This is a genomic window from Sporosarcina sp. E16_8, from assembly GCF_017347095.1.
Lineage (GTDB): Bacteria > Bacillota > Bacilli > Bacillales_A > Planococcaceae > Sporosarcina.
The window spans coordinates 1-16,022 of the sequence record NZ_JADPRZ010000031.1 but is presented as its reverse complement, the minus strand read 5'-3'; the positions used below and the strand labels follow the sequence as shown (position 1 = coordinate 16,022).

The 16,022-nt window shown below is 37.8% G+C and carries 15 protein-coding genes; 3 read left to right on the top strand and 12 right to left on the bottom strand.

The genetic code is table 11. The annotated features are described in order from the left end of the window. Positions 1–50 precede the first annotated feature (50 nt). The 5 genes from I2484_RS15020 to I2484_RS15000 form a co-directional block, all read right to left on the bottom strand. Entirely contained in the window at positions 51–1,250 is a 1,200-nt protein-coding gene (locus I2484_RS15020; protein WP_207151859.1) for a hypothetical protein, read from the bottom strand. 70 nt (positions 1,251–1,320) lie between these two features. Further along, a complete protein-coding gene (locus I2484_RS15015) occupies positions 1,321–2,268 on the bottom strand; it encodes an NAD-dependent epimerase/dehydratase family protein (protein ID WP_207151858.1) in 948 nt (315 codons plus the stop codon). A gap of 65 nt (positions 2,269–2,333) precedes the next feature. After that, on the bottom strand, positions 2,334–3,734 hold the full coding sequence (locus I2484_RS15010; protein WP_207151857.1) for a tyrosine-protein kinase domain-containing protein: 1,401 nt from the start codon (positions 3,732–3,734) through the stop codon (positions 2,334–2,336). A gap of 56 nt (positions 3,735–3,790) precedes the next feature. Beyond that, entirely contained in the window at positions 3,791–4,555 is a 765-nt protein-coding gene (locus I2484_RS15005) for a tyrosine-protein phosphatase (RefSeq protein WP_207151856.1), read from the bottom strand. A 2-nt stretch (positions 4,556–4,557) separates the two neighbouring features. Then, entirely contained in the window at positions 4,558–5,202 is a 645-nt protein-coding gene (locus tag I2484_RS15000; RefSeq protein ID WP_207151878.1) for a sugar transferase, read from the bottom strand. A 355-nt stretch (positions 5,203–5,557) separates the two neighbouring features. Between I2484_RS15000 and I2484_RS14995 the strand changes: the two genes are divergently transcribed. Next, positions 5,558–6,256, top strand: coding sequence for a ZIP family metal transporter (locus I2484_RS14995; RefSeq protein ID WP_207151877.1), 699 nt, complete (start codon positions 5,558–5,560; stop codon positions 6,254–6,256). Positions 6,257–6,315: 59 nt separating this feature from the next. On the opposite strand, the gene I2484_RS14990 is transcribed toward I2484_RS14995, so the two are convergent. The 4 genes from I2484_RS14990 to I2484_RS14975 form a co-directional block, all read right to left on the bottom strand. Beyond that, on the bottom strand, positions 6,316–7,236 hold the full coding sequence (locus tag I2484_RS14990; protein ID WP_207151855.1) for an HNH endonuclease: 921 nt from the start codon (positions 7,234–7,236) through the stop codon (positions 6,316–6,318). 188 nt (positions 7,237–7,424) lie between these two features. Further along, on the bottom strand, positions 7,425–8,654 hold the full coding sequence (gene sstT, locus I2484_RS14985) for a serine/threonine transporter SstT (protein WP_207151854.1): 1,230 nt from the start codon (positions 8,652–8,654) through the stop codon (positions 7,425–7,427). 447 nt (positions 8,655–9,101) lie between these two features. Then, positions 9,102–9,545, bottom strand: coding sequence for a disulfide oxidoreductase (locus tag I2484_RS14980; protein ID WP_207151853.1), 444 nt, complete (start codon positions 9,543–9,545; stop codon positions 9,102–9,104). Next, on the bottom strand, positions 9,545–10,219 hold the full coding sequence (locus I2484_RS14975; RefSeq protein WP_207151852.1) for a DsbA family protein: 675 nt from the start codon (positions 10,217–10,219) through the stop codon (positions 9,545–9,547). The genes I2484_RS14980 and I2484_RS14975 overlap by 1 nt, the downstream gene beginning before the upstream one ends. 120 nt (positions 10,220–10,339) lie before the next feature. On the opposite strand from I2484_RS14975, the gene I2484_RS14970 reads away from it, so the two are divergent. Both I2484_RS14970 and I2484_RS14965 read left to right on the top strand, forming a co-directional pair. After that, the gene (locus I2484_RS14970) at positions 10,340–10,660 is read left to right on the top strand and encodes an ArsR/SmtB family transcription factor (protein WP_207151851.1); all 321 of its coding nucleotides are present in this window, start codon (positions 10,340–10,342) and stop codon (positions 10,658–10,660) included. 12 nt (positions 10,661–10,672) lie between these two features. Continuing rightward, positions 10,673–13,300 carry a heavy metal translocating P-type ATPase gene (locus I2484_RS14965; RefSeq protein WP_207151850.1) on the top strand — a complete coding sequence of 876 codons (2,628 nt, stop codon included), beginning with the start codon at positions 10,673–10,675 and terminating at the stop codon, positions 13,298–13,300. A 350-nt stretch (positions 13,301–13,650) separates the two neighbouring features. On the opposite strand, the gene I2484_RS14960 is transcribed toward I2484_RS14965, so the two are convergent. The 3 genes from I2484_RS14960 to I2484_RS14950 form a co-directional block, all read right to left on the bottom strand. Beyond that, on the bottom strand, positions 13,651–14,352 hold the full coding sequence (locus I2484_RS14960) for a potassium channel family protein (RefSeq protein ID WP_207151849.1): 702 nt from the start codon (positions 14,350–14,352) through the stop codon (positions 13,651–13,653). Positions 14,353–14,676: 324 nt separating this feature from the next. After that, positions 14,677–15,180 carry an LURP-one-related/scramblase family protein gene (locus I2484_RS14955; RefSeq protein WP_207151848.1) on the bottom strand — a complete coding sequence of 168 codons (504 nt, stop codon included), beginning with the start codon at positions 15,178–15,180 and terminating at the stop codon, positions 14,677–14,679. 125 nt (positions 15,181–15,305) lie between these two features. After that, entirely contained in the window at positions 15,306–15,773 is a 468-nt protein-coding gene (locus I2484_RS14950; RefSeq protein ID WP_207151847.1) for an immunoglobulin domain-containing protein, read from the bottom strand. Positions 15,774–16,022 lie beyond the last annotated feature (249 nt).

Below are 16,022 nucleotides of genomic sequence, written 5' to 3'. Positions count from 1 at the left end.
ATTTAAATAATAAAATTTCAAACCAACCGGCTATATCAAGATTTCTGTATTTATTTTACTATTCTAAGGTTGAGTTTTTTCATTTCTTGCAATTTCAGACCTTTTTTACGTGTATAGTATTCACTATAATGCTTAGTGAATACTATAAAGAGTGGTATCCATCCTACCATTCGCAATCGTGCAGTCGTTCCCAAGTTATCATTCGAAATCGCTATTAACATAAACCAGGCCGTACTGTGCAAAATTAAAAGTAAGTCCATCTTTCCGAATTGCTTTCTCCTCCTGAAAAGAAATAGGAGAATTGACAAGAATAATAAAGTTTCCGAAAAAAAGACTAATAAGGTTGCTCCACTATTAATTTGCCAAGGTAATGGGCCTAATACATTGCTAATAAAACTGTGAAAATAATTGATAGCGAAAAGAAAGACGTTTGGCTGATCCAAAGAAATATTCATTTGACTACCCCCAATATTATACGGAGAGTGCCGGTAGTCCAAAACAGTTTGAAAAGAAAGATTCACATATGGAATTGTAGTATCTCGTAAGAATGTATAAGCAATGGAAAACCCGACAACGATAGCCATAATAATTTTCTTGAACGACAACCTACTATTTTTCCTACCTATAAAAATTAAATAACAAATAGAACCTATTAAAAAACTTAACAATGCATATTCACGGTATCCTCCAAGCATCCCTACTGATGCCATTAATAATATAAAATTGAGTAGAAATGGACATCTACTTTTCACAATCCATAACGTAGAGAATAGATAAATAGACAGCAAGTAATAGAAACAAATCCAAACGTCTCGATAAATTGATAATGTGGAATTCAATAGTAAGCTGGGGTAATATAACAAAAATAATATTAAAATAGCCGCCCCCGTACCAGATTCTTTCTTAACACCAACAGTCTTTCTTAAAGTGAAAAGTGCAGTAATCAAAAGAAAGAAATTACCTGTGATGTTAAACAATTTGAGTAGGAAAATACTTTCGCTATTGAATAATTTAAGTATCTGCCCTAAAATCCATGCATGTATTGAGGTTAATACCGCAGGCAAGCTATTGGCTATATTTCCGGCTTGTTCTGCGTAAATAGCACCATCGTCCCCACCACCGAAAAACGCTAACTCCAAACCATCTTTTCCTTGCGAAAGGCTTAATGTATAAAAAACTGTCGATAACATCAAATATGATAAACAATAAGTTAAAAATAGGATCAATGGAATTTTCAGTTGTTTATACATAGCCTCCCTCCTGATTAAACTCCTAAATGACATAAGTATTTTTTTTTACTTAAAGCGAGGTTAACCCACTCTAACTACTAGTAATAAAATTACCAAGATGCTTCACCTTGTTACGTGAATAATACTGAACGGTCTCTTTCAGTCCATCCACAAGGGAATAGTGTAAACGCCATTCCAACTCTTGAAGTGCTTTCGTATGATCCAATACACTTTGTACAATTTCTCCGACTCTCAAAGACTTATAAACCGGGATTGAAATGACATCCATCTCACTTGAAATCAGTTGAAATAGCTGATTAATCGTTGTTTCTGTACAGGAACTAATGTTATAAACGCCTTTTTGTTTCCCCACCATTGCAAGGTGGCAAGCAGCTGCCACATCCTTCACGTATATAAAATCTCTTGTTTGACTTCCACCGTAAATGTAAATTTCATCATTTTTCAAAAGGCGGTTAATGAAAATTGAAATGACACCGGCTTCCCCCTCCGCGTTCTGCCTTGGCCCATAAACATTTGAAAATCGTAATATACAGTAATTCAAATCTTGCATGACACCGCTCAATAATATAAAGTTTTCAGCTGAATACTTTGATAGAGCATAATAGGACTGCTGTTTTAATGGATGTTTTTCATCTATTGGAAGGTAAGAAGGTTCATCATAGACTGCTGCGGTAGAGGCAAATATGATTTTTTTCACATTATATTTTTTGGATAATAGTGAAACCCTAACAGTTCCTACTGTGTTCGTGAAGAAATCTAAATACGGATCATTTGTTGAAGTGATAACTGAAGCCTGGGCTGCCAAATGAAGTACAAAATCTGGTTTTTCTAGCTTAAATACGTCCTCTAACTCCAGGTCAGTGATGTCCCTTCGATACAATTTCGCATCTACGCATACATTTTCCGGGAAACCAGTTACAAAACTATCGACGATCACCACCTCATATTGATGATTCAGTAATTCTTCAACTACATGGGATCCAATAAATCCAGCACCACCCGTAACTAAAACTTTCAACTTGTCCCCTCCCTTTATTAACATCCAAACCTTTCCCTCTTTCAATATTGCTATATCTGCTAGACTCATCTTTTTATATCGTCATTTAGTACAGTACCTATGATGCTTCCATTTACTTTACTTAGTGATTGGAAGCTATCGATGGCCTGCTTTTCCGATGTTTTCCTTGCATTGACAATGAATATACAACCGTCTGTCATTCGAAGTAAACTGACCGCATCCGCAACTATCAATGCCGGCGAGTCAATGATAATGACATCAAACAGTGTTTTCAGCTCATCTAGTAGTTTGTCCATCTTTTCTGAAAGGAGGAAAGGTGTTGGGTTTGAAGGTAGTGGCCCTGTACCAATGAACGATAGATTCTTTATACCGGTTTCCTGAACTATTTCATTCAATTTATAATTCCCAGAAAGAACAGATGTCAGCCCTTTTCTTTCCGGTAAATCAAACAGTAGCCTACCATCTGACTTACGGAAATTAGTATCGACAAACAGCGTCTTCTTGTTATCCTTCGCCAATGCGACTGTCAGATTTACTCCAATAAATGTTTTGCCGTCTCCTGGATTAGAACTTGCCATCATTATAACTTTCACCTTTTTTTGTTCGATGAGATAATGAATATTCGCAGCAAGCCTACCAAAATCCTCATCGAAAGCACGTGAAAACTGCAAGTCACTTCTCAGCGTACGGGTCAATTCATATGGATTATTTACATCGTGGAATTTTTCACTATTTGAATTGATTGTCCCTAAAAGGGGTACCTGAAGAACTCTTTCGACTTTACGTTCTGAATCAAGAAATGAGAAATATACTTCCTTTATGATAATGACTGCAAGACAAACAACAGAACTTGTGATGAAGGAGAGCGTTAGATAAAAAAATAAATTAGATTTAATCTTCCGCGTATCTGTTTCTTCTACTGCTTCTTTTAAAATCGTAACGTTATTAAGATTCATGAGTGTTTTAATCTCTTCTTGAAATGTTGAGCCATATATGTTTACAAGATCAGTAGCCCTTTTAGGTGTTTTTTCATGGGCGATAATCGTAATGATTTGTGAATTGTTCCCAGACTCAATTCTTATATTTTTTTCCAGCTCGAATTTCATATTCAATCCTTCTAACTTCGAATTCACTTTACTTCTCATCCGATCACTTCTCATTATCTCCTTATACGTTTCAACCAAACGGAAACTCATATCTATTTCACTCATAGATAAAGTCGTATTCCCTGTACTTCCCGTTGTCGCATTAATGAGGACATCTATCTTCGCTTCATATGTCGGGGGGATGAAATAGCCTATTAGCCCACCGCAAAGGGTGAAAAGGAAAACCAATATGACAACTATCTTTAATCGTTTTCCAATTGCCTCCACCAAGTCTTTCATTTCCATTTCCTGATTCAATGTATTCGTATTGGGCTGACCGTTATAGTAAACATTATTTTCAATAAGCCCCCTTCCGTCCAATTATATGTGTACCTTTTTCATTATGCATAGACATCGTCATCGTAGGGAATCTCATATTATTTATACCGATTCTTTTTGTGTTTTTTTCCAGTTAGACTATGAAAATCAGTTCCCTGAAGAACACACACAGTATTTCCCATAATTTTCTTCACAGTGCTGGGCGTCATTCTTCTTTCCAAGTATTTGTATGCACCTCTTAAATGAGATGGCCTTTTTTCATCACCTGAGGAAAATGATGATATAAAGTGTACAAGCCCTTTCTTACAAAGTTTCACTGAAATTTCACGAGTTTTCCTACCATTTAAACCAATAATACTTGCCGCACTTACATGGACAAGTGCTCCCCTATTAATAAACTCCAGTATTTTTTTGGGATTCGTCATCAACTCCTGAATCCGTTCTACATTCGCTATGATTGGAATATAGCCCATAAGCTGTATCTCAAATAAAACTGATAAAGCAAATGGCGGTATACGATCATCCTGAAAAACTATCAATACATATTTATTGGTATCAGCAAGTGGGACCGCATTCACTTTTAGATCTTGTGCAAGTTGTTCATAAAGCGTAATTTCCATTCCCGGTAGAATGGTTATCGGTATCGCTAAGCTAACAACCTTATCATTCAGACTGTTCACGAGACTCTTGATAGACATCCTATCCGTTACAAAATCTCCGTATCTGAAAGGAGGAGTTGCAATCATATGTGTAATACCATCATCAGCAGCTAATTTAAGGATTCGGATGGTTTCTTCTTCATTTGTGTAACTACTTCCTGGTACTTGCAATAGTTGATTGTGCATATCTACAAGTATTGTCATTATCAAAAAGCCCCCTTCCCCCTTATTACAAATACAATTGTTGCAGCAATTATTTTCATATCAAGCAAAAGACTACAATTTTCAATATAATACAAATCATATTCTATTTTCTTGCCATGACTTATTTCAGATCGCCCATTTATTTGGGCAAATCCTGTGATTCCAGGTTTTACAAGTAACCTTTTTGCCTGATGGCCATTATACAAATCTGTAATTGCAGGTATTTCAGGCCGCGGTCCGACAATGCTCATATCTCCCATCAATACATTCAGAAGTTGAGGTAACTCGTCCAAGCTGCACTTTCGTAAAATTTTACCGATTGACGTTACAGTCGCATCACCTGCCGTTTTAAAAAGAAAGCTGTCGGGAACCCCTTCTTTCCATTCATACTTATGCCTATTGTCATCTTGTTTCACAGTTTTCATTGTACGGAACTTAAAAATCGTAAATTCTCTATTGCCAATGCCTGTCCTTGTTTGAGTAAAAAAGACCGGTCCACCCGAAAATAGGATAATGGCAATAGCCAATAAGATGAATAGGGGAAGGCAACAAATGAGGAGCAGTAGACTGACGACGATGTCGAAAAACCTCTTTCCTAAATGATACCGATGCATAACTGGTGTTCTTATCTCTAAACCGTGTTGCATCTTCTGCACTTACAACCCCTCCGTATACGTTCTTTGTTTCCTAGTATTATTGAAAATAGGATCGCACTCTAAGATAGATAATCTAGAACTCTTAAATCCACTTATTACACAGTATAGGCAGACAGACCTAAAATTATGCCAGTCATCAGTACAAAAAAAACGACCTCATCCGAAGATGAAGTCATCTACTCATAGCGGCACGATACTCAGACCCCGCTTTTCTCTTTGTGTTCCTCCATTTATATAAAAGCCTTCCCCACATTATTGCTGTGAAAATTGTACTTTCATAGATTAGAGCAATCTGCATATATTTCGAAGAGAGCTTTTAAGAATAAGATTTAGATTGATCGGGGTGATGAAAGTGAGCGCACTACTACTTGGCAGTTTTCTTTTTTTAAGTGTAAGCTTCGGCGGCGGTATCGCTTGGTTAGTCTCCAAGCTATTCCATAATTCAACTGCAGGATTATCACTCCTATGCGGTGGATTTTTAGTAGGGTTACTGGCACTCGATATCATTCCAAGCGCATTGAAGATGTACAAGTCTTTCGGCATTATTCTAGGCATATTCATTGGCTATCTATTTTTTCTAGTGCTCCGCAATTTAGCCCATCCATCTGCCGGTCAAAATCCATCCGTTTACTTACTCATGCTTGCCATACTCATCCATACAATCCCACTAAGTATGACCATTGGTAGCTTGATGGAAAATTCGATAGTCGGCATCACGATTACAGCCTCAGTCATTCTGCATCATCTCCCGGAAGGTTTTGCCCTTACCACCGCATTTATTTCGCAAGGGATAAAGCCATGGAAGCTGTTGTTTTGTTTCTTCGGCTTATCAATCTGTTTTAGCCTATTTATCTGGATTGGGCATTACGTGAATCTCTCTACAAAAGAGCAAGGTGTCCTTATGGGAATCTCTATTGGCCTCATTGCAGCTACAAGCATTAGCGAATTCATCCTGCATAATATAAAAGTTGTTTCTGTAAGCTCATTTATCACGTATATTGTCATGGGCTATTTACTAAGTACACTGTTTCATCTGTTGTTATAATTTCTGGCAATAAAAAAAGACGATTTCATCTCTAGTTAGATGAAATCGTCTTCGTTATTTTAACCTTTAAAAAGATTTCTTTTATGCCACTTGAAATAGGGCTTGTTCTCTTCAGTTCGAGCGATTTTCATTAATGAATGTATGCTGTATTTGTCATAATCTTGTTCGGGAATCTGAGATGAAATATGCAATCTACCTTGTCCATCGAATGCGATAAATCCGTTCTCATAAAGCGCATCATGATTACAACATAGAAGTACACCGTTAGTAGGATCCACTCTTTCAAAATCCATACTGTCTTTCCAAGGCTTAGAATAGCTTGCACGAAGTAGTGCCGGTAACTCAATCTCACAAAGTACACATTTGTAATCCCATAGCGGTAGTAAACCTTCTCTAAATTTTTGTTTCCCTAAACGAATCTTTGTTTTCAATTCCGATTCCGTTTCAGTAATCATCGGAATGAACGTGTTACGCTCTGTTTGTAGTACCGTACCAATTGCTAATTCTAGCTGCTCTTCATCTACTTGATAAATATTAAGGTCACCAATTAATTCTACTAATTTTATTGATAATTCCTCATTACAAGGATACAAATATCCCTGATTACCGTTTGCGTCTGATTGAAACGGTGAATATTTAATTGGTAGAAGCGGCATAATTTCATCAAATTTCGAAAGCACATTGATAGGTACTTCAAGTTCATGATAGTCCAGTTCTACTAAATAGCCATTATCATTCCCGCGTTCATGATTGTGCAAAGTTGACGGTTTACCCGCTATCTGGCATCCCGATTTAGCAACACTAACCGCAACAATATTTCCTTTTACATAATGAAATATGCGATCCCCTTCATTTACCTCTATCATTCGTAGCCGTGAATGACGTTCTTTCCCAGTACTGTCTTGTTGCAGCGACCAAATGATCCCTAATTCTTTTTCTTCTTGATACGTCTGACCTTGCATCACAACGAAACTTTGCATGTATGGAACACTCCCTAAATCGCAATTCAACTAGCTCTATACTCATTATAGCTGTTTTTTCCCTTTACACGGCTAATTGTAGTTTCAAATTGCTTTAAATGAGTAAAAATTTTTTTCTGCACAACCAAAAAGCCACAATCACCGAAACAGCTCCGGTAATCGTGGCTTTTAATTTTTCATCGTACTTCTTAAGACTTCACAGTAACGACTTTACCTTCTTTACGTTCTTTCGCATATTCTGCTGTAGCTGTAAACAGTACGTCAGACGATGAATTCAATGCAGTTTCACAAGAGTCTTGAACAACACCGATGATAAAGCCTACACCAACAACTTGCATTGCAATATCATTTGGAACTCCAAACAAGCTACATGCTAGTGGGATCAGTAAAAGTGATCCGCCTGCAACACCTGATGCACCTGCTGCCGAGACAGCCGCTACGATAGATAGCAGAAGTGCAGTCCCGAAATCAACTTCAATCCCTAGCGTATGGACTGTTGCAAGAGTTAATACAGAAATTGTAACTGCTGCTCCAGCCATATTAATCGTAGCACCTAGAGGAATTGACACTGCATAAGTATCCTCATCTAAGCCAAGTTCTTCACATAATTTCATATTCACTGGAATATTTGCAGCTGAACTACGTGTAAAGAATGCCGTGATACCACTTTCTTTTAAAACCTTGAAAACGATTGGATAAGGATTTCTGCGTATATAGACATACACGATTAACGGATTCACTACAAGCGCGATAAAGAACATACAGCCAACTAAAATTAAAACTAATTTACCATATACAAGTAAAGCAGAAAAGCCAGTCGTTACAATAGCATCAAATACAAGCCCCATAATACCAATCGGCGCTAAATTGATCACCCATTGTACTACTTTAGTAATTGCATCTGAAAAACTACCTAACACGTCTTTCGTATTTTGATTGGCATTTTTCAATGCAAGTCCAAGAACAACTGCCCACATTAAAATACCTAAATAGTTAGCGTTTAGTAATGCATTAACAGGATTGGCAACCACGTTAAAGAGTAATGTTTCAAGAACCTCAACAATACCTTCTGGAGGGGTAAGTCCTTCTGCTCCTGTAGTCAACGTTAGTGTAACTGGGAACATGAAGCTTACAGCAACAGCAACAACCCCTGCTAGAAGTGTACCAATCCCATAAAGAACAAGAATCGTTTTCATATTCGTTTTCGTACCGCTTTTATGTGCGGAAATTGCGTGCATTACTAAGAATAATACCAAGACTGGTGCCACTGCCTTTAGTGCTCCGACAAATAAAGAACCGAAAATAGATAGGCCAGTTGCATTAGGAACCGTTAAAGCTAAAATAATACCGACAATAATACCGATAATTATCCTTTTTACTAGACTTATTTGATTCCATTTAACTAGTAAATTCTTCATTATTCTACCCCCAACTAATTTTCTTAAAACCCCTATGATAAAAACGTACAGTCACTTCTCCCTAGTGAGGCAGAATGTACTTATTTCGCCTCAAAGTAGACTGTCAATTCATTTTAACACGGAGTTTCCGAATTGTGCAATGATTTTTTTATATCAGAATACATATGGGTTTTTTTATGAAATTAATCTACACGTTAATTGAAGATTAAGTTAAGTTGGTGTAATAAAAAAGCTACAATTACTGAATGTTCTTCAGGAGTTGTAGCTTTTGGACTTCATGAATTATAGTCAATCACATTAATATACTAGTTGTTGTTAGTGCTTTGAAAAATAGAACACTCGGTGCCTGGCATTGACACAATTCACACCCTTCGAATCATTGCAGTACCTGCCGTCACCCCAAAATTATGACTAGAGTCGAATCTTTAGCCCCTTTAGAAATGTTCGTTACTTAATTGTCTTCTTCGTTTTTATAAAAACCATACAGCAAGCAATAATTACAAAAGCTATTAATGCTAAAAATGGTATCGTTATAAATCCGAACCAATTTATATATTGGGAGCTACAAGGTACACCACTCACGCACGACTTGATACCGCCAAAGCCGGGTATCTTCTGCTCTAAATAATGCAAGAAAGATATGCTTCCTCCAATAAGTGCTAACGGAAGCACGAACTTTTTAACAGAACTGTCATTCTGAAAAGTTCCAATCCCTAGTATCAAAGTAAGTGGGTACATGAGAATCCGCTGATACCAACATAGCTCACATGGAATAAACCCTTTAATTTCACTGAAGTACAAGCTCCCAAACGTTGCAACTAATGAGACAACCCAAGCCCCGTATAATAAAAATCCCTGCGATTTGGATTCCGTTCTTTTAGTCTCGACCATTAGTCTTTATCCTTAATCGCTTGTTCTATTGCCGCCTTAATGGCTTCATAATCAAAGGGATCCTCCATCATTCTCCCGTTAATCATAATGGACGGAGTCATTGAAACTCCGGCTTCACTTACTAAATCTTTATCAATTTCAACGTTCTCCATAGTCGCTTCCTGTTCCATATCCTCTTTTAACAATGTTGGATCAATCTCGGGAAAACCGCTTGCAATTTCAAGGATTTTTTCCGGTGTTATCCATTGTTCATCATGGTTTTCAACTGGCTGTGCATCAAACAGTGCTTGATGAAAGCTCCAATACAAATCCGGGCTCCGCTCATAAACGGATTCGGCGGCAATCGATCCTAAAGTCGATTCTTTACCGTGGAATAATACGTTCACGAATGAAAATTTCACTTTACCAGTTTCGATATAATCATTAACTAATTTCGGATAAATCATTTCGCCCCATGCTTTACATGCAGGGCATTTAAAATCACCGAATTCAACAACCGTTACAGGAGCATCCTCTTCCCCCAGTGAGGGTTGCCCAGTAACATCAATTTGCTTTATTTCTGTAGGCAAGGATTCTTGTTTATTGCTGAGTACAGCGACCGCCGCCACTATTACGACTAAAGCGAGCGTTAATGCAACTACAAATTTCATATTTGAATTCTTATTCTGTTTCATCAAATACCTCTTCTCTATTATTTTTCTACTCAATTCATAAATTTGACACACATATTAGTCATTGCTAATATGATGATAACAAAACATATTAGTGTTGTCTAATATAAAAGGAGAGATATCATGATTCAGACAGATTTAGATCTTAAAGTGAAGTTTTTACGTGCGTTCGGAGATAAAACAAGGGTACAAATATTAGAGTGCATCAAATTTGAGGAAAAGACAGTATCACAAATTGTTGAAAGTATAGAAGGAAATCAGTCAAATATTTCGCAGCACTTAGCCTGTCTTAGAGGTTGTGGGATCATTGTAGGAAGGCCTGAAGGGAAATACGTCTACTACGGGTTGCGAAATCTGCAAATTAAAGAGTTGTTAGACACATTTGATAATGTACTTAATCAAATTGAAGACAATGTTGCTTGTTGTGATAATCATATAAGTTAGGAAGTGCTTAAAATGGATGAAAAATGCTGTTCGACCAAAGCAGCCCCCCCAAAAAAAGTGGAACAAAAAACCTGCTGCAGTAGCAACCAAGCAACTCAAATTGAAACAAAGCAGGATGATATGACAAATTGTTGTAGCAGTAACACTATAGATAAAGTAGTCGAAGATGAATGTTGTAACAAAAATTCGATGATTAGTGAGGAAAACACTAAAGTAGAGTCTTGCTGCAGCGGTATAGAACTAGATAAAACTTCGATTGTTTCAGTCGATTATTGCACTCATACAAAAGAAAATCTACATCCGGTTAACGTGAAATTCAATAAAAGATTGAAAGAGGAATTTCGAGTTTATGGAATGGATTGTCCAGCCTGTGCGGTAACGATTGAAAAAAGTTTAATCAGCCAAAAAAATATCAATGAAGTGAACGTCAACTATAGTACAGGAAAAATGCAGGTTAGTACGACTGATGAACTTGAACTTGAATTTAAATTCATCCAAAAACAAATGAAGAAGCTTGGTTTTGAAGTTGAACCTATTAAAGTTACTAACAACTTGAAGAGTTACTTTATTGAAGGAATGGATTGTGGATCTTGTGCCTTAACAATTGAAAACCACTTGAAAAATCTTCCTACTGTCAAACACGTTCAGGTGAATTTTTCAACGGGCAAAATGAAAATTGAACATAAAAATAGCCCAGAAGACATTATTAACGAAGTAGCTAAAGCTGGATTTAAAGCGTCACTCATCACTAACAATAAGCGGACGCCTTCCTCCACACGTTCTAGTAATCAGAATGGGGCTGTCATTTTTTCAGGTATATTAATTGCGCTAGGATTTATCGGAACTTACACGGGATTTCCTCCATATCTACCGATAACCATGTATGCAGTTGCAATGATAATAAGCGGATATAAACCTGTAAAAAGTGCTTATTATGCGATTAGAAGCCGCTCGTTAGATATGAACGTACTCATGTCAGCTGCCGCAATCGGAGCTGCATTTCTAGGCGAATGGCTTGAAGGTGCCACTGTTGTTTGGCTATTTTCATTAGGTCTAAATTTGCAAAATCGTGCCATTGAAAAAACACGGAAATCGATTCGTGGGCTAATGGAGTTAACCCCACCGGAAGCTTGGGTTAAAATTGGAAACGAATTAATCAAAAAGCCTGTTGAAGATGTAGCAATTAATGAAGTGATTATAGTGAAGCCTGGGGATAGAATCCCATTAGATGGGGATGTAATAGAAGGCGAATCCAGTGTCAATCAAGCGGCTATAACAGGAGAATCCATCCCCATTGATAAAGTAAAGGGTAGTTTCGTGTATGCCGGTTCCATAAATGTACACGGATCACTGAGCGTTAAAGTGACAAAACTAATAGAGGATACAACTATTTCAAAAATCATTCATTTAGTTGAAGAAGCCCAAGAGAAAAAGGCTCCTACGGAAGCTTTTATAGATAAGTTCGCTCGAGTTTATACACCTGTTGTATTCATACTCGCCCTTATGGTGATAATCATTCCCCCATCACTTGCCTTTGGTACTTGGGAGGCCTGGATTTATAAAGGATTAATGCTGTTAGTGATTGCCTGTCCTTGTGCACTTGTTATATCAACTCCAGTTGCAATTGTTACGGCCCTAGGAAATGCTGCTAAAAATGGTGTTCTTATCAAAGGTGGAACATTCTTAGAGAATGCTGGCTCTATAAATGCCATTGCCTTTGACAAAACTGGAACACTTACTGAAGGAAAACCAAAAGTTACTGATGTGCTAGTCTTTAATGATTCAGAAGAAAACATGTTATCTATCGCTCGAACTTTAGAGGAATATTCTACACACCCAATTGCTAAAACAATAGTGAATTACGCGAAAGCTAAAAGCATTCAAGCGAAGAGCGGTGCACAGGTTAAGAACCGTGCGGGAAAAGGAATTCAAGCGACAATCGGTAATGTACCCTACTTTGCTGGAAACTTAAAACTATTTGAAGAGGTCGGCACCCCTATCACTAACCACCTAGAACAAATTCTAAGCCTGCAAAATGAAGGTAAAACCATTGTCATCATAGGGACAGTTGAAAACATTTTAGGAATAATTTGTGTTTCAGACACGATTCGAAAAACAACTAAAGTGGCAATCGCAAATTTAGAAAAAATAGGCGTTAAGCAAATTGTAATGCTTACAGGAGATAATGAGGGGACAGCCAAAGCAATCGCTTTTGAAGCTGGCGTGAACCGCTATTTCTCTGAACTATTACCGGAAGAAAAAGTAGATGCAATAAAACAACTGCAAGAAGAAGGATATCGAGTAGCCATGGTTGGCGATGGAATAAACGATGCCCCTGCACTAGCTACTGCAAACCTCGGGATAGCGATGGGCGGTGCTGGCACAGATACTGCAATGGAGACTGCAGATATCGTATTAATGGCTGACAACTTAGATAAACTGCCACATACAATTAAGCTAAGTAGAAAAGCAATCTCTATTATCAAACAAAATATTTGGTTTTCTATACTAGTAAAAGTAGTAGCTTTACTATTAATTTTTCCTGGCTGGCTAACACTATGGGTTGCTGTATTAAGTGACACTGGAGCTGCACTGATTGTTATTTTAAATGCACTTCGTCTAGTAAAGGTCAAAAGTTAGTAACTTTATTATCTTTAACGAAATGGATGTCACGTAAATTGGCATTTGAGTTCTCTTCAGACATGCTAATTTGAATAGTATAGAGTCAAAAAGCACCTAAAAACTTTGGTTTTGGGTGCTTTTTGTGTTATGTATCTGAAGCGCAAATAACAGCTAATTTGGTGATAGTATTGACTATTTAACACCCTCGAGTTTCGAGGGTCAGGTTCTAAATTAATTCCTAATTCAATTAGAATCTGGTTCCATTCACTAAATGTCTGTTATCTAATCTGTTTATTCAGGAGCGTGAATTGTTTATCTTTGTTCGACATACAGCGTACCACAACTTTTTAGGGATGCTCTGATTCAAGTTATTCAATACTTTTCCTTTTGATAAATAGCTGAATGAGTTCTATGTCTTCTTTAGTAAGGTTTTCAATTTTCTCGATTGATTGTATTACTTCTAACACTTGTTTATCGTGAGACAGCTCGTTTTTCTTGCTAAAATAACTTGTAATGGCAGAGGTAAACGTACCGATGATTCCAATACCCACCAACATTAAAACTACAGCTAAAACTCGACCTAAAGGGGTGGTAGGTGAAAGATCACCATACCCAACAGTTGTTGTTGTTACAACAGCCCACCAGAGTGCATCAGTAAAAGTGTTAATCGATGGTTCAACCAAAACAATTGGAATAGGAATAATAAACAATAGAACAACAGCAACCATTAGCAATTTATCTAATCCGTTGGTCTTTAAAATACTGTAGACCGGTTTTAGAAACCGTGAGCCAATTCCAAGTAAACGAATAATCCTGAAAAACCGAACGAATCTAGCCACTCTAAATATGGAGTCGAAAGGAATAATCGCAACAAGCTCTAAAGGATGTTTTTTTACATAAGTCCATTTGTTTTCTGAACGTAAAAATCGTACTGTATAATCTATCACAAATATTATCCAGATAATACGATCGTACAATACAATTTGTTCGTTCTCTGAAAAAGCAAAAAGTAATGAAACGATAACAAGAATTAACATAAGAATTTCATATGTAATCGTAATCTTTTTCATATAATCGACCACCTAGATTCAATAATTTTATATCCTACCATTATACAGTTAAACATCATTTTATTTCCCATGAAAAAAACACCTCGAATTGAGGTGCTAGTTAAGGTTATATTTGGCTGACTAATCGGAATTTGTGAACCCAAACAGAATCGCTCAACATGTGATGAACCGATTTTTATATTATATTTCAAAGGTTTATCTCTTTCTGCTGAGTTCCGAGTCCCAGGTTCCCAGTTGACTCATAATTCAATAAGAATCTAGCACCCTTCACTAAACTTAATGACGCTCAAAGGGTTTGTCGGAATGACACTTGACTGGTTTTGGTTACGCCCCTCCTCCAGCCGCCCCACCAGCAGCAGACTGGGCTGCTTTTGCATAGTCAATTGCCACAACGAGCGCCACGAGAAGTGGTTCCATCTCATCATCTAGAATTTCCAACTGGTAGCTATCGCCCCATGTGAACCACTTCTTGCTGACAGCCCCAATCAGTTCCCCGTGTTGGTACACTTCGAAATCCATATCCCACCAATTCCCCTGTACTTCAATCCCTGCCGCGTCAATTGAATACCGTGCTTTCATAAAAGAAAATTCCTTTTTTATCATTACCGTTTCTTGCCCGTGCACTTCGACAAAAAAAGTCGGTAGGAAACTAAACGTCTTTTTCGTTATCATCGCAACTTCTTGTAAAGCCGCATCCATAATCGAAAATGTCTTTGGCATTTTCATGAAGCTTCCTTCTACGAAATACACTTCATTCTCTTCTGTATCCTTCACCGAAAACTTGCCGCTCAGACTAAATACCTTTTGTTTGATATACAACCGTCTCATTGAATCCCTCCTCGTACTAATAGACCCTTTTCAGTTAAACCCGTTATCTCTAATACGTATCGAATGACAAAACGTTTCACTTTTACTATAGATAATAAGCGAAATTTTCAGTCTTGTTACCACACTCAGGCCCGTATCCGCGCCAACACCCGCTCCCCCGCCCTGGCATGTCCTAAGTAGTACGGATAAGCGACCACTTTGTTGCGGTGGAAGTATAATATATTCGCAGCATCCGTTTCATCGAAATGAAAAAGCTTCGTCATTAAATGGGAGGCATTCGTCAATCGTTTTGGTGTCTCTCGGAACATGTCCTGGTGGAGTGCATGGGCTTCCAAAACATTTTCACTATAATAAAATGCGAATCGATCTGGCATTGTTGTTTCGGCAACGTATAGCTTAATCTTGCCAATACGTAACTGATTTCGTGCAACCATTTTCGAAATCGCCACTTCGTCATAGTCGATCGCATCCAGTCGCTCGGAATCTTCCTCCACTGTTACTTTCCCCTCGGCAATTGCCCAAAAAATCCGATGTGCCAAGTGCATCATGTCCATTTCAATCGCCAACAAAAATACTTCTTGTACAGATACCATATACATACCATCCTTTCTCTTTACCTAGGAAATCATTAAATCTCGTACTGGGAGAAAGTTTGTATAAAATGATTTGTCGTCTAGGCTCCGAGCGCCAGCCCCTTGAGTCATAAGCAACCCAGCTATGTGGCAAAAACCGCCACGTCGTTGGGTCGACTTATGCCTGGCGGGGCTAGACGACGCCCTACGCTTTTGTTGTCGTCTAGGCTCCGGGCGCCAGCCCCTTGAGTCATAAGCAACCCAGCTATG